The organism is Streptomyces sp. rh34 (assembly GCF_002551245.1).
Taxonomy (GTDB): domain Bacteria; phylum Actinomycetota; class Actinomycetes; order Streptomycetales; family Streptomycetaceae; genus Streptomyces.
Genome location: NZ_NTGZ01000026.1, coordinates 1 through 12,362 on the forward strand (window position 1 = coordinate 1; position 12,362 = coordinate 12,362).

Annotated in this window: 10 protein-coding genes; all 10 read right to left on the reverse strand. The window is 70.4% G+C overall.

The features are described 5' to 3' along the window. Positions 1-1,029, reverse strand: a 1,029-nt coding sequence (locus tag CR470_RS08250) for a hypothetical protein (RefSeq protein ID WP_107489454.1), incomplete at its 3' end; no start/stop codon positions are given. Positions 1,030-1,123: 94 nt separating this feature from the next. After that, positions 1,124-3,052: a TIGR03960 family B12-binding radical SAM protein gene (locus tag CR470_RS08255; RefSeq protein WP_097866908.1), complete on the reverse strand. Its 1,929-nt coding sequence runs from the start codon at positions 3,050-3,052 to the stop codon at positions 1,124-1,126. 52 nt (positions 3,053-3,104) lie between these two features. Next, positions 3,105-4,631, reverse strand: coding sequence for a CYTH and CHAD domain-containing protein (locus CR470_RS08260; RefSeq protein WP_097866909.1), 1,527 nt, complete (start codon positions 4,629-4,631; stop codon positions 3,105-3,107). 29 nt (positions 4,632-4,660) lie between these two features. Then, positions 4,661-5,854: a rod shape-determining protein RodA gene (gene rodA, locus CR470_RS08265; protein WP_097866910.1), complete on the reverse strand. Its 1,194-nt coding sequence runs from the start codon at positions 5,852-5,854 to the stop codon at positions 4,661-4,663. Next, complete coding sequence (gene mrdA / locus CR470_RS08270; RefSeq protein ID WP_097866911.1) at positions 5,854-8,076, reverse strand: penicillin-binding protein 2; 2,223 nt, start codon at positions 8,074-8,076, stop codon at positions 5,854-5,856. The genes rodA and mrdA overlap by 1 nt, the downstream gene beginning before the upstream one ends. 99 nt (positions 8,077-8,175) lie before the next feature. Continuing rightward, on the reverse strand, positions 8,176-8,841 hold the full coding sequence (gene mreD, locus CR470_RS08275) for a rod shape-determining protein MreD (RefSeq protein ID WP_097866912.1): 666 nt from the start codon (positions 8,839-8,841) through the stop codon (positions 8,176-8,178). 11 nt (positions 8,842-8,852) lie between these two features. After that, positions 8,853-9,902 carry a rod shape-determining protein MreC gene (gene mreC, locus CR470_RS08280; protein ID WP_097866913.1) on the reverse strand — a complete coding sequence of 350 codons (1,050 nt, stop codon included), beginning with the start codon at positions 9,900-9,902 and terminating at the stop codon, positions 8,853-8,855. A 195-nt stretch (positions 9,903-10,097) separates the two neighbouring features. Beyond that, positions 10,098-11,117 (reverse strand): rod shape-determining protein, encoded by a 1,020-nt coding sequence (locus CR470_RS08285; RefSeq protein WP_018959187.1) that lies wholly within the window; start codon positions 11,115-11,117, stop codon positions 10,098-10,100. Positions 11,118-11,405: 288 nt separating this feature from the next. Continuing rightward, on the reverse strand, positions 11,406-11,819 hold the full coding sequence (ndk, locus tag CR470_RS08290) for a nucleoside-diphosphate kinase (RefSeq protein WP_097866914.1): 414 nt from the start codon (positions 11,817-11,819) through the stop codon (positions 11,406-11,408). Between the two features lie 188 nt (positions 11,820-12,007). Further along, on the reverse strand, positions 12,008-12,361 hold the full coding sequence (locus CR470_RS08295; protein WP_097866915.1) for a DUF4233 domain-containing protein: 354 nt from the start codon (positions 12,359-12,361) through the stop codon (positions 12,008-12,010). Between the last annotated feature and the right edge of the window lies 1 nt (position 12,362).

The window sequence follows — 12,362 nt, forward strand, 5'->3', positions numbered from 1 at the left end:
GATGTGTATAAGAGACAGCGCGAGGGCCGCGCGGGCGGACCGGCCCGCCTCGGCGGCGGCGCGGCGGGCCGGGGCCCACACGGAGTCGCGCAGGAAGTGGCCGACGGGGGTGCACACGGTGCGGTACGCCCAGGAGACCGGTGCGCCGATCAGGTACCGGGCGATCGTGGCGAGGGCCCGGCCGACGGCCCGGGAGAGGTATCCGGCGATCCGCCAGGCGACCTCGAACGCGGCGGCGGTCTCCCGGCCGATCGGGGCGAGGATCCGGCGGTACGTCCAGGAGGCGGGGGCGACCAGGAGGGTCATGACCAGCCAGGCGAGGGCGATGCCCAGCCCGCGTCCGGTCGCCGCGGTCCCCCGCCAGAGCTGACCCAGCGCCCAGGCGGTGCCCTGCCACAGCCTGCCCAGGACCCACGCCGCGCCGAGGCCGAGGGGGGTGAGGACGGCCCCGTACAGCCACACCACCGGGACGATCAGGCCGTAGTGGACCACGGGGACGATCACGTACCGCCACAGAGCCGCGACCGGCAGGACGAGCAGGGTGGCGAACAGCCAGGCCAGGCCGGTTTTGAGACCGCGTGCCGCCGGGGCCAGCAGGGCGGTGCCGATCCACCGCAGGCCGTGGCCCAGCGGGGTGAGGACGGCCCCGTACAGCCATACGGCCGACGTGGCGATCCCGTAGCGGGCGACGGGAACGATCACGTACCGCCACAGGCCGATCCAGGGCCACAGGAGGAGGGCGACGGCCAGCCAGGAGGCGGCCCTGCCCAGTGGTGTGAGGACCCAGGTGTACAGCCAGGTCAACGGGGTCCGTACGAGGGTGTCGAGGAGCCATGCCAGGGCCCGGCCCAGCGGGCGCAGCAGGACACGGTCGGTGGCGTGCCAGAGCGCGGTGAGCGCGTCCCAGACCATGCGGACGGGCAGGACGAGCACCAGGACCACGATCCGCACCGGGATCCTGATCAGCGTGGTCAGGATGGCTTCGCCGGGCTCGTACCCCTGAGGATCCTGGTGCTTGCCGTAGTCCATGCCGTCAAGGACGCGTCAGGCCCGGTCCGGGGTTGCCGGCCGGGCCTGACGTCACCGTGTCGTCACACGGGACACGCTCGGAACACGCGAGGGGCTACTTGTTGACGACACTGAGCGGCAGGAGCTTCTTGCCGGTCGGGCCGATCTGGATGTCCAGGTCGAGCTGCGGGCAGACGCCGCAGTCGAAGCAGGGGGTCCAGCGGCAGTCCTCGACCTCGGTCTCGTCGAGCGCGTCCTGCCAGTCCTCCCAGAGCCAGTCCTTGTCCAGGCCGGAGTCGAGGTGGTCCCAGGGCAGGACCTCCTCGTAGGTGCGCTCGCGGGTGGTGTACCAGTCGACGTCGACCCCGAACGTGGGCAGCGTCTTCTCGGCACAGTTCATCCAGAGGTCGTAGCTGAAGTGCTCGCGCCAGCCGTCGAAGCGGCCGCCGGACTCGTAGACCTCGCGGATGACGGAGCCGACGCGGCGGTCGCCGCGCGAGAGGAGTCCCTCGACGATGCCGGGCTTGCCGTCGTGGTAGCGGAAGCCGATGGAGCGGCCGTACTTCTTGTCGCCGCGGATCTTGTCGCGGAGCTTCTTCAGCCGGGCGTCGGTGTCCTCGGCGCTGAGCTGCGGGGCCCACTGGAAGGGGGTGTGCGGCTTGGGGACGAAGCCGCCGATGGAGACCGTGGCGCGGATGTCGTTCTGGCCGGAGACCTCGCGGCCCTTGGCGATGACGTTGACCGCCATGTCGCCGATCTGGAGGACGTCCTCGTCGGTCTCGGTGGGCAGGCCGCACATGAAGTACAGCTTCACCTGACGCCAGCCGTTGCCGTAGGCGGTGGCGACGGTCCGGATCAGATCCTCCTCCGAGACCATCTTGTTGATGACCTTGCGCATGCGCTCGGAGCCGCCCTCGGGGGCGAAGGTGAGGCCGGAGCGGCGGCCGTTGCGGGTCAGCTCGTTGGCCAGGTCGACGTTGAACGCGTCGACGCGGGTCGAGGGCAGCGAGAGGCCGACCTTGTCCTCGGTGTAGCGGTCGGCGAGGCCCTTGGCGATGTCGCCGATCTCGCTGTGGTCGGCGGAGGAGAGCGAGAGCAGGCCGACCTCCTCGAAGCCGGTCGCCTTGAGGCCCTTCTCGACCATCTCGCCGATGCCGGTGATGCTTCGCTCCCGCACGGGGCGCGTGATCATGCCGGCCTGGCAGAAACGGCAGCCGCGGGTGCAGCCGCGGAAGATCTCCACGGACATCCGCTCGTGCACGGTCTCCGCGAGCGGGACGAGCGGCTGCTTGGGGTAGGGCCACTCGTCGAGGTCCATCACCGTGTGCTTGGAGACCCGCCACGGCACGCCGGACCGGTTGGGCACGACGCGGCCGATCCGGCCGTCGGGGAGGTACTCGACGTCGTAGAAGCGCGGGACGTAGACCCCGCCGGTCTTCGACAGCCGGAAGAGCACCTCGTCACGGCCGCCGGGGCGGCCCTCGGCCTTCCAGGCGCGGATGATCTCGGTGATCTCCAGGACGGCCTGCTCGCCGTCGCCGACGACCGCGCAGTCGATGAAGTCCGCGATCGGCTCGGGGTTGAACGCGGCGTGGCCGCCCGCGAGGACGATCGGGTGGTCGACGTCACGGTCCTTGGACTCCAGCGGGATGCCCGCGAGGTCCAGGGCGGTGAGCATGTTGGTGTAGCCCAGCTCGGTGGAGAAGCTCAGCCCGAAGACGTCGAACGCGCCGACGGGGCGGTGGCTGTCCACGGTGAACTGCGGCACGTTGTGCTCGCGCATCAGCGCTTCGAGGTCGGGCCAGACGCTGTACGTGCGCTCGGCGAGGACGCCCTCGCGCTCGTTGAGCACCTCGTAGAGGATCATGACGCCCTGGTTGGGGAGTCCGACCTCGTAGGCGTCGGGGTACATGAGGGTCCAGCGGACGTCGCAGCTGTCCCACTCCTTGACGGTGGAGTTCAGCTCACCGCCGACGTACTGGATGGGCTTCTGCACATGCGGGAGCAGAGCTTCGAGCTGTGGGAAGACCGATGCGGCAGACATCTCGCGAACCTTCGTGAGCCGGCAGGGGTGACCATCCAGCGTACCCCGGTACTCAACGCTTCAGATCCGCGCGCAGTCCGGGAGCGCAGGCGCGGGCCCAGACCTCGGGCAGTTCGCGCTCCCGGGCCTCGGCCGCGGCCTCCTCCTGCCCGTACAGGAGTCCCCAGGTGAACGCGGTCTCCCCCGCCGCGTGCGACTGGATCGCGAGCATGCGCAGGGCCTCGCGGGCGACGACGCTGTCCTGATGGTCGCCGAGGACGGACTGCACGGCCTTCACACGCTTGGCGAAGCGCTTGGCGGGCTTGCCGAGCGCGGGGCGGGCCGTCTCGCCCGCGTACCGGGCGCGTTTGGCGGCCTTGCGGGCCTCGTGCATCGCCGTGTCCCGCCCGGGGCCCGGCGGTTGCTCCAGAGCGTGGCTCATACGGCGCGCGAGCTTCTTGTAGTCCTTGAGGACCGCCCGCGGCAGGGCCTTCTCCGGCGCGCGGCCGGCGGCGGGGCGCAGGGGCGGGTCGGCGATCAGCGCGTCGAGGGCGTCCAGGAGGTCCAGATACCGCTTCCCGTCCAGTACGTCGATGATCCTGCGGCGCGATCCGGTGCGGCGGGCGGCCGACCAGGCGCGCATGCGGCCGCGCACCGGGCCGAGCGTCAGGGCGGCGGGCAGGGCGTCGACGCGGGAGCCGAGGCGCTCGTCCAGGACCTCCTGGTCGCGGTCGAGGCCCAGTTCGGCGGCGAGCCACTTGAGCTCCGCGCCGAGGGGGTCGGTGACCTCGCGGTCGAGGAGTCCCCGGTGGGTCTTGAAGGTGCTGCGCAGCCGGCGGGTGGCGACGCGCATCTTGTGCACGGAGTCGGGCAGGTCGCGGCGGACGGCGGGGTCGAGGTCGACGATCACGCGGATCTGTTCGCGTACGTAGGCGAGGACGTGGTCGCCCGCGGTGTGGAGCGCCGGTTTGCCGTGGCCGGTCTCGTCGCGACGCGGTGTCGTCTCCTCCAGTGCCCTGGCGAGCTTGGAGGCGGATGTGGCGGGGCGCACCCCGGCCTTGCGCAGCCGCTTCTCGACGGCGTCCAGGATCGCGGGGTCGCCGTCGTCGGCCAGCTCCACCTCGATCTCGGTCCAGGCGGCCGTGGTGCCGGTCCCCTCCCCCGCGAGTCGCTCGGCGCGGACCCGGTCGACGCTGACCTCGGCGAGGAGGGCGCCGTCGGCGGCGGTGAGCCGGTGGACGTCGCGGGCGGAGAGCAGCCGGACGACGGGGGCGATCTCCGCGTGGCGGACCCGGGAGCGCAGGAGGGCGGCCAGCGGGGGCGGCAGGGCGTCGGCGAGCGGCTCGTGGATCTCGTCGCGGATGCCGGTGGCGACGGGGAACTTCAGGTGCCAGCCCTCGTCCGCCCCGCCGGTCCTGCGGCGCAGGGTGAGGGCGTCGGCGGCGAGGCGGAGGTCGGCGGTGTCGTAGTAGACCGCGTCGAGCTCGGTCAGGCCGTGGTGGGCCATCCGGTCGACCCCGGCCGCCCGGGTCAGGTCGGGCAGCCGGGTGTCGTCGGTGGCTTCGTACTTCCGCTCGATCTCGCGCTTGGTGTCCGCCATGTACGGACACCTACCCGCGTGCGCCGGGTTCAGGCGGACATCGGCCGTTGCACCCGGATGGACTGGAGCAGCCCGATCGCCACCCAGACGGCGAACATCGAGGACCCTCCGTAGGAGACGAAGGGCAGCGGCAGTCCGGCGACCGGCATGATGCCGAGCGTCATGCCGATGTTCTCGAAGGACTGGAAGGCGAACCAGGCGATGATCCCGGCGGCGACGACCGTGCCGTACAGCTCGGTGGTCTCGCGGGCGATCCGGCAGGCGCGCCACAGGACGACGCCCAGGAGCACGATGATCAGTCCCGCGCCGAGGAAGCCCAGCTCCTCGCCGGCGACGGTGAAGACGAAGTCGGTCTGCTGCTCGGGCACGAACTGACCGGTGGTCTGGGTGCCTTCGAAGAGCCCGGTGCCGGTGAGTCCGCCGGAGCCGATCGCGATACGGGCCTGGTTGGTGTTGTAGCCGACGCCCGCCGGGTCGAGCGCGGGGTTGGCGAAGGCGGCGAAGCGAGCGATCTGGTAGTCGTCGAGCAGGCCGAGCTGCCAGATGGAGACGGCTCCGGCCACGCCCGCGCCGAGGAGGCCGAAGACCCAGCGGTTGGAGGCGCCGGAGGCCAGCAGGACGCCGAGGACGATGACGGCCATGACCATCACCGAGCCGAGGTCCGGCATGAGCATGACGATGGCCATGGGGATGGCCGCGAGGCCCAGCGCCTTGGCGACGGTCCGGTGGTCGGGGTGGGCCTGGTCGCCCGCGTCGACGCGGGCCGCCAGCAGCATCGCCATCACGAGGATGATGGTGATCTTGGTGAACTCGGAGGGCTGGATCGAGAAGCCCGCGGGGAGCTTGATCCACGCGTGGGCGCCGTTGACCGTGGTGCCGAGCGGGGTGAGGACCGCCAGGACCAGCAGCACCGAGATGCCGTAGAGGACCGGGACGGCCCCGCGCAGCGTGCGGTGGCCGAGCCAGATCGTGCCGATCATCAGGGCGAGGCCGATGCCGGTGTTGAGGGCGTGCCTCAGGAGGAAGAAGTACGGGTCGCCCTGGGTGAGGTGGTCGCGGTTGCGGGTCGCGGACCACACGAGCAGCGCGCCGAGGAACGAGAGCGCGAGCGCGGCCCCGAGCAGCGGCCAGTCCAGCCGCCGCGCGAGGGAGTCGCGGGCGGTCAGCTTGGCCCAGGAGCCCTCGTCCGGGCCGTAGCGGGAGACGGAGAATCCACCTGCCATCAGGGCTGCCTCCCGTTCGACGCCGGCGATCCGGTGAGTCCGGGCTGGCCTCCGGGCGGCAGGGGCAACTGGGGCTCCTGTCCGCCCGGCTGCTGCTGGGGCTCGGCCGGAGTGGGGTCGTAGGGCTTGACCTCGGGGGCGTAGATCGAGCCGTCGGGCTGGATCTTCGGCAGCGCCTTCTGGGGCTTCGGCAGCAGGGCCTTCTTCTTGTCCTGGTTGCCCTCGGCGTCGAGGCCGTAGAGCGCGTCGTAGATCTTGCGGACGGCGGGCCCGGAGGAGCCGGAGCCGGTGCCGCCCTGGGAGATCGTCATGACGATCGTGTAGTCGTCGGTGTAGGTCGCGAACCATCCGGTGGTCTGCTTGCCGTACACCTGGGCGGTGCCGGTCTTGGCCCGCATCGGGATCTTGTCCTGCGGCCAGCCGCCGAACCGCCAGGCGGCGGTGCCGCCGGGCTCGACCACCGAGCGCAGCCCCTTGTCGAGGTCCTTGATGGTCTGGGCGCTGACCGGCAGCTTGCCGCTGACCTTGGGCTTGATCTCCTGGACGCTCTTGCCGTCCGGGCTGATCACGGCCTTGCCGACGGTGGGCTCGTGGAGGGTGCCGCCGTTGCTGATGGCGGCGTAGGCGGTGGCCATCTGGATGGGCGTGACCAGCACGTCACCCTGGCCGATCGAGTAGTTGATGCTGTCGTAGGCCTTGAGCTGGTTGCCTTCGAGGCAGCTCTCGTACGCGATCTGCTGGACGTAGGTGCCGCCCTTCTTGCCCTCCTTGCACCAGGCGTCCTTGTTGGCCTCCCAGAAGTCCTGCTTCCACTGGCGGTCCGGGATGCGGCCCTTGACCTCGTTGGGCAGGTCGATGCCGGTCTCGGCGCCGAGCCCGAAGTCACGGGCGGTGCGGTAGAACCAGTCCTTGGCGTTCTTCTTCGGCTTTATGCCGCCGTCCTTCGCCCACTCCTCGTGGCCGAGACGGTAGAAGACGGTGTTGCAGGAGTACTTGAGCGCGTCGCCGAGGGTGATGGGACCGTGCCCCTGGGACTCGAAGTTGGCGAAGGTCTGGTTGCCGAGGCTGTAGGAGCTGCTGCACTGGTAGAGGTCGTCGAAGTCGTGACCGGCGCGCACGGCGGCGCTCGCCGACACCACCTTGAAGATCGAGCCTGCGGGGGCCTGGCCCTGGATGCCCCGGTTCAGCAGCGGGTAGTTGGACTTCTTGCTGGTGAGCTTGGCGTACTGCTTGCCGGAGATGCCGCCGACCCAGTCGTTGGGGTCGTAGTCGGGCTGGGAGGCCATCGACACGATGCGGCCCGTCTTGGACTCCATCACGACGACGGCGCCGGAGTCGGCCTCGTACTTCCGGCCGGTGATCTTGTCGGTCTCCTGGCGGACGGTCTTCATCGCCTGGGCGAGCTCGTACTCGGCCACCGCCTGGACCCGGGCGTCGAGGCTGGTGACGAGGCTGGAGCCGGCCACCGCCGGGTCGTTCTCCGCCTCGCCCATGACGCGGCCGAGGTTGTCGACCTCGTAGCGGGTGACGCCCGCCTTGCCGCGCAGCTCCTTGTCGTACGTGCGCTCCAGGCCGGAGCGGCCGACCTGGTCGGAGCGGAGGTAGGGCGACGGGCCGTCCTGCGCCTTCTGGATCTCCTCGTCGGTGACGGGCGAGAGGTAGCCGAGGACCTGTGCGGTCCTCGCCTTGCCGGGCGCGGCGTAGCGGCGTACGGCGGTGGGTTCGGCGGTGATGCCGGGGAAGTCCTCGGCGCGCTCGCGAATCTGGAGGGCCTGCTGGGTGGTGGCCTCGTCGGTGACCGGGATCGGCTGGTAGGGCGATCCGTTCCAGCAGGGCTGGGGGGTCTTGGAGTCGCAGAGGCGGACCTTGTCCCGGACGTCCTGCGCCTTCATGTCCAGGACGTCGGCGAGGCGGGTGAGGACGCCGACGCCGTCGTCCTTCATCTTCAACAGCTCGGTGCGGCTCGCGGAGACGACGAGGCGGGTCTCGTTGTCGGCGAGCGGTACGCCGCGGGCGTCGAGGATCGAGCCGCGCACGGCGGGCTGGACGACCTGCTGCACCCCGTTGCCCGCGGCTTCGGCGGTGTACTCGTCGCCGTTGCGGATCTGGAGGTACCACAGGCGCCCGCCGAGGGTGAGCAGCAGCGAGAAGACGAGGACCTGGATGACGATGAGCCGGATCTGGACCCGCTGGGTCCGCCCGGTCTCGGGAATGTTGCTCACGCGGTGCCCCCTGGGGTGGTCCTGCTGGGGGTGCGGGGGTCGTCCCCCGGGAAATACAGCCTCACGGAGCGCCCCCGGCCTCCTCGGTCGCGTACGGCTTCACAGTCGCTTGACCCCCTTGATCCTGCCCGCGCGGGCGGCGCGGTTGCGGGCGGCCTTGACGCGCAGCCCGCCGCGCTGGTTGCCGATCCGCAGACCGGTGCCCGAGGCGAGCCAGCCGGCGGCGACGTCGTTGCCGCCGGAGGAGGCCTCGGCGAGCGGATCGTTCTCGGTGCGTCTGGCCAGCGCCATGATGAGCGGCACCACGAAGGGCGCCAGCAGCAGGTCGTAGATCGCGGCCGTGAACAGCAGGCTGCCCAGGCCCACATGGCGGGCGGCGGTGTCGCCGACGAGCGCGCCGACGCCCGCATACAGCAGGGTCGAGCCGATCGCGGCGGAGACGACCACGGCCATCGGGGCGAAGGCCGACTTCAGCTGCCCGTTCTCCGGCCGGGCCAGGCCGGCGAGGTAGCCGATGACGCAGAGCACCAGGGCGTAGCGCCCGGCGGCGTGGTCGGCGGGCGGGGCGAGGTCCGCGAGGAGGCCCGCGCCGAAGCCGATGAGGGAGCCGCTGACCGGCCCGTACACGAAGGCGAGTCCGAGGACGGTGAGGAGCAGCAGGTCGGGGACGGCCCCGGGGAGCTGGAGGCGGGCGAGGACGGAGACCTGGACGACGAGGGCGATGACGACCAGAACGGTGGAGAGCAGAGTCCGGTTGATGCGCATGGGGATCAGCTCTACTCCTGGTCGTTGGCCGCGTTGTCGGGTTGGGCGTTGCCCTGCTGGTCGCCTGCCGCGTCACCGGCGGCGTCGCCGCCCGGCTTCTCGTTGATGTTGCCGACGACCTTGCCGGAGCCGTCCACCAGGTCCCCGTTGGGCTGCACCGTGACGGTGACCGTGGGGGTCGGCTTCGGCTTCTTCTTGACGGGCTGCTTGGGCAGGACCGTGTCGCGCGGGTCCTCGCGGGGCGCCTGGACGACGACGCCGACGATGTCGAGCTTGGTGAACCCGACGTACGGCTTCACGTAGACGGTCCGGGTCAGCGCGCCGCCGGAGGGGTCGACGCGGACGACCTCACCGACCGGCACTCCGGGCACGAAGGGCTTGTCCTTGCTGGAGCCGAAGGTGACCAGCCGGTCGCCGGCCTCCACCTTGGCCTTGCCGTTGAGGAACTGCACCGACAGCGGGCGCGAGCCCTGGCCGGTGGCGAAGCCGAGCTCGTCGGTCTTCTCCATCCGGGTGCCGACGGTGAAGTCGGGGTCGTTGGCGAGCAGGACCGTCGCGGTGCTGGGGCCGACGGTGGTGACCCGGCCGACCAGCCCCTCCCCGTTGAGGACGGTCATGTCGCGGCGGATGCCGTCGTCGGCCCCGGCGTCGATGGTGACCGTCCAGGAGAAGCCCTGGGCCGCTCCTATGGCGATGACCTCGGCGCCCTTGATGCCGTACTGTCCGGCGCCCGCGTTCTTCAGCATGGCGTCGAGCTGGCGGACCCGGCTGTCGGTGCGGTCGTCGCTGCCGAGCTTGGCCTTCAGCGCGGCGTTCTCCAGCTCCAGGGTGGAGATCCGGTCGTGCCGGTTGCCGGAGTCCCGTACCGCGCCTATGGCGTTGCCCACCGGATCGACCGCTGCCGCCACGCCGTTCTCGACCGGCCCGAAGACGGTGGCCGCGGCCTGCCGCGCGCCGTCGACCGGTGACTCCTCGCCGCCCCGGATATCGACCGTGATCAGGGCGAATGCGATGGCGATCAGCAGCACCAGGAGCAGCCGGCTCTCTCGTGTGTCCCTCACGTGCGGCGGCCGTGCCTTCCTCGTCGGAATGTTCGTGCCTGTGTGTACGTCGCTGTACGTGCGTACGCCGCGTCGATGTGTCTCCGCGTCGGTACAGGTACAGCAACGATCTATATCAACGATCCGGCGGGCGGAGCGTCAGCGTCCGCTCGCCGGATCGGGTGATGTCCCCGGAGGGGCACCTCCCGAAGTGCTCTAGCGGCGGGGCTGGGCGTCCAGGACCTGCTGGAGCGCCTCGAACTCCTCGACGCACTTGCCGGAGCCGAGCGCCACCGAGTCCAGCGGGTCCTCGGCGATGTGGATCGGCATGCCCGTCTCGTGGCGCAGCCGCTCGTCCAGACCGCGCAGCAGCGCGCCGCCGCCGGTGAGGACGATGCCGCGGTCCATGATGTCGCCGGACAGCTCGGGCGGGCACTTGTCGAGCGTCGTCTTCACGGCGTCGACGATCGCGTTGACCGGTTCCTCGATGGCCTTGCGGACCTCGGCGGCCGAGATGACGACCGTCTTGGGCAGCCCGGAGACCAGGTCGCGGCCGCGGATCTCGGTGTGCTCGTCCTTCTCCAGGTCGAACGCCGAACCGATGGTGATCTTGATCTGTTCGGCGGACCGCTCACCGAGGAGGAGTGAGTACTCCTTCTTGATGTGCTGGATGATCGCGTTGTCGAGCTCGTCACCGGCGGTGCGGATCGACTGGGCGGTGACGATGCCGCCGAGTGAGATCACGGCGACCTCGGTGGTGCCGCCGCCGATGTCCACGACCATGTTCCCGGTGGCCTCGTGGACCGGCAGGCCCGAACCGATGGCCGCGGCCATGGGCTCCTCGATGATGTGCACCTGGCGCGCGCCGGCCTGCGTGGACGCCTCGATGACGGCGCGGCGCTCGACCCCGGTGATACCGGAGGGCACACAGACGACGACGCGGGGGCGGGCCAGGTAGCGACGCTTGTGGATCTTGAGGATGAAGTAGCGGAGCATCCGCTCGGTGATCTCGAAGTCGGCGATCACGCCGTCCTTCAGGGGCCGCACGGCAACGATGTTGCCCGGCGTGCGCCCGATCATCTTCTTGGCCTCGGAGCCGACCGCCAGAATTCCGCCGGTGTTGGTGTTGATGGCCACGACGGACGGCTCGTTCAGAACGATGCCGCGCCCCCTGACGTACACCAGCGTGTTGGCAGTCCCGAGGTCGATAGCCATGTCACGGCCGATGAACGACATTGAGTTCCCCTTGTTCCCCATGAGGATGCGTCGGGCCTTCCCAGGTAGCGAAGATGGCTTGTTCTGGTAGGCGAGGTTGGCGCTGCGGGCGTGGAAGCTTCCATCGTAGTGCCGTATGCACGGACACAGCGCGAGGGTCCTTCGCCAGTGTGAGCGGAACGGGTGCCCGTTCTACCCATGGTGACGTTACGTCGGAGGGATGCGTTCCCGCGATCCCAAACCCTATGCCGAGGGGCGACCGAATTACTTCGGTCGCCCCAGGCGTACAGCGCTGTTTGGCCGATCGAGTCAGGAAAGTCCCGGGAAGAAAAGCTTCAGTTCTCGCTCCGCGGACTCCTCGGAGTCCGAGGCGTGGATGAGGTTCTCCCGGGTGATCGTGCCGAAGTCACCACGGATGGACCCGGGCGCGGCGGCGATCGGGTCGGTGGGGCCGGCCAGGGCGCGGACGCCCTCGATGACCCGCTCACCTTCGGCCACCAGGGCGACGACGGGGCCGGACTTCATGAACTCCATGAGCGGCTCGTAGAACGGGCGGCCCTGGTGCTCGCCGTAGTGCTGCTCCAGCGTCTCGTGGTCCAGGGTGCGCAGCTCCAGCGCCGTGATCCGCCAGTCCGCCTTGCGCTCGATGCGGCCGACGATCTCGCCGATCAGGCCACGGCGGACCGCGTCGGGCTTGAGCAGGACGAGAGTGCGCTGAGTCATGTACGGCTCCTTGCAAGGCCAGGCATACGGGTGCGGTGAGGGCGAGATTACAGGGGTCCGGAGGCGGGTCCGCGCCCGGGTTCACCCAGGGTCACCTTCGGGCCCCGGATTTCCGGGGCCCGGGGGCGAGCATGCCGGGCAGGCCCGGCACGATCCGGACATCCGGACGGGAAGCCCGGCCGAGGGCCTCAGGCCGTGGCCTCTCCGGCTTCCCGCTGGGCCGCCCAGTTGGCCTTGGCCTCGTCGATCTTGCGGCCGTAGTGGACCGAGGCCCACCACAGACCGCCGAAGGCCAGGCCCAGGACGAACATCATCGGGACGACGAAACCGCTCAGGACCAGTGCGGCCTGGAGCGCCCAGCCCAGCTGGACGCCGCCGGGCCGGGTGATCAGTCCGCACAGCAGCACGGACAGGGCCATGCCGATGCCGCACACCGTCCAGACCAGGGCCATGGAGGCGTCGTCCAGCTTCATCGCGACGAGACCGGCGAAGCCGATCACGAAGAACTCGCCGATCAGCGTCGAGGCGCAGAGCGTCCGCATC

Bases quoted from the DNA above. Each gene is read 5' to 3' on its own strand.
- CR470_RS08295 (WP_097866915.1), bottom strand. From the start codon at position 12,361: ATGCGGACGCTCTGCGCCTCGACGCTGATCGGCGAGTTCTTCGTGATC.
- ndk (WP_097866914.1), bottom strand. From the start codon at position 11,819: ATGACTCAGCGCACTCTCGTCCTGCTCAAGCCCGACGCGGTCCGCCGT.
- mreD (WP_097866912.1), bottom strand. From the start codon at position 8,841: ATGCGCATCAACCGGACTCTGCTCTCCACCGTTCTGGTCGTCATCGCC.
- CR470_RS08285 (WP_018959187.1), bottom strand. From the start codon at position 11,117: ATGTCGTTCATCGGCCGTGACATGGCTATCGACCTCGGGACTGCCAAC.
- CR470_RS08255 (WP_097866908.1), bottom strand. From the start codon at position 3,052: ATGTCTGCCGCATCGGTCTTCCCACAGCTCGAAGCTCTGCTCCCGCAT.
- rodA (WP_097866910.1), bottom strand. From the start codon at position 5,854: ATGGCAGGTGGATTCTCCGTCTCCCGCTACGGCCCGGACGAGGGCTCC.
- CR470_RS08260 (WP_097866909.1), bottom strand. From the start codon at position 4,631: ATGGCGGACACCAAGCGCGAGATCGAGCGGAAGTACGAAGCCACCGAC.